The organism is Atribacterota bacterium (assembly GCA_028703475.1).
Lineage (GTDB): Bacteria > Atribacterota > Phoenicimicrobiia > Phoenicimicrobiales > Stramentimicrobiaceae > JAQVMU01.
Genome location: JAQVMU010000112.1, coordinates 1 through 1,896 on the forward strand (window position 1 = coordinate 1; position 1,896 = coordinate 1,896).

Annotated in this window: 2 protein-coding genes; one reads left to right on the top strand and one right to left on the bottom strand. The window is 33.9% G+C overall.

All coding sequences use genetic code 11. The features are described 5' to 3' along the window. The first annotated feature begins 341 nt into the window (after positions 1-341). Positions 342-1,214 carry a mechanosensitive ion channel family protein gene (locus PHQ99_08215; protein ID MDD4289554.1) on the top strand — a complete coding sequence of 291 codons (873 nt, stop codon included), beginning with the start codon at positions 342-344 and terminating at the stop codon, positions 1,212-1,214. 10 nt (positions 1,215-1,224) lie between these two features. Here the strand turns inward: PHQ99_08215 and PHQ99_08220 are convergent, their stop codons facing one another. Further along, on the bottom strand, positions 1,225-1,656 hold the full coding sequence (locus PHQ99_08220) for a YbhB/YbcL family Raf kinase inhibitor-like protein (protein MDD4289555.1): 432 nt from the start codon (positions 1,654-1,656) through the stop codon (positions 1,225-1,227). Positions 1,657-1,896: the final 240 nt, after the last annotated feature.

Sequence of the window (1,896 nt, forward strand, 5' to 3'; positions counted from 1 at the left end):
TGTTCAGGGCATAATATCTTTAAATCTATTTCTCTTTTTTGGGCTACTTCTAAAAACCTATTCATTTCATACTTATCAGAGGATATTTCATTCTGTCTTTGTTTATAAAGAATCCAGCCTTCCATTATATTTTCTCCTATTTTTTATTAACTTATAAAAATTAATTTCTGTTTCTAATAAAAGGTAGTTTGCCTTTTTATTTTACTATCTTTTATGATTTTTATCATTAAAAATCATTTAAATTATTCATAAACTTGATTATGTGTTTCTATCTGATAAAATGGATACTGTAAATTATATAGTTAATATCTTTCCTAAACTAATAAAACAGGGGGTAAACAATGGAACAGACTTTATTGGATTTTCAGAAGTTATGGGAACAACTATTAAATCCTGAACAATTGCAAAGATTACTTTCAATTCTTTTAACTATTGTTATAGTTTTAATAATAACCAAAATAATCTTAAATACAGGGAAAAATGTTATTCAAACAATATTAAGACCACGTAAGGGTGCAAAGGATTACCAGAGAAAGATTGCTCGTGCCGAAACCCTTGCCCCGTTTTTTAACTCAATATTCAGTTTCTTTATCTATTTTATAGCTATTACAATTATTTTGAAAAAAATCGGGATAGACACCACTCCTATTATTGCCAGTGCCGGTGTGCTTGGTCTTGCTATTGGTTTTGGAGCCCAAGCTATTGTTAAGGATTTTATTTCAGGCATATTTATTCTGCTTGATGGCACAATTTCAGTGGGAGACGTTATTACTGTCAACTCTCATACTGGTACAGTTGAATCTATGAATTTAAGACATGTACAATTACGCAAATTCTCCGGCGAATTATGGACTATTCCCAATGGAGAAATTGCCAATTTCGGAAACTTCAACAAAGGCTGGACCAGGGCTGTGGTTGAAGTAGACCTTGCTTATGAACAGGATATTGAAAAAGGTATGCAAGAACTGGAAAATATTGGGAAGCAATGGGCAGAGACAAATAAAGAAATCATATTAGAACCACCCGTCGTGCAGGGAGTAATGTCCCTTGGCGCTTCCGGCATAACTATCAGGCTTATTGCAAAATTAAAACCAATGATGCACTGGGCAGCTGAAAGAGATTTAAAAAAGCTTATTAAAAACCATTTTGATTCTAAAGGTGTCGAAATTCCCTTTAATCGACAGGTGGTTTACCTTAGAAAAGAAGAGGCCTGATTTAAACAATTTATTTTCGCTGATAAAGACCGATTAATTCTGTCTCTTCAATAATATGACCTTCCATGGCTTTTAATAGGTCCTTTTTGTGGCACCCCTCTTTTAAATCAAGTTTCTCATCCAGGGCATATAGTTTAAAGAAATAACGATGTGTCCCGGATGGGGGACATGGTCCTCCATATTCTAATTTCCGGAAATCATTGATGCCCTGTGTCCCGGGAATTTCACCTTCTTCTATAACATCTTTTACATGGATGTTAAAAACGAGCCAATGAATCCATGTCCCTGCCGGTGCGTCCGGATCCTCGACAATTAAGGCTAATCTCTTAGCATTTTCAGGGATATCCTCAATCATCAATGCCGGGCTTACGTCCTCTCCATCGCAGGTAAATTTTTCGGGAATATATCCTTCATGTTCAAAATCAAAACTGGCTAATTTCATTTTATTTACCCCCCTTCCATAAATTTTCTTTTATATTATCCAGGATATATTATAATCTAATTATAAAACAAATTTATAAAAACATAAAACCCTGCTTGAAAAGACTTGTGGAATCTAACTAATTCCTATGTCCTTTGCATAATAGACTAAGTCTATAATAGAATTAACCGCATCAATTTTGATTCCTGTCATCTTACTGATATTCTTCTCAGATAAATTGTTTTCTTTTGCCAGCAGAAT

Excerpts from the sequence above, each read along its gene's own strand:
- PHQ99_08215 (MDD4289554.1), top strand. The coding sequence starts at position 342 with ATGGAACAGACTTTATTGGATTTTCAGAAGTTATGGGAACAACTATTA.
- PHQ99_08220 (MDD4289555.1), bottom strand. The coding sequence starts at position 1,656 with ATGAAATTAGCCAGTTTTGATTTTGAACATGAAGGATATATTCCCGAA.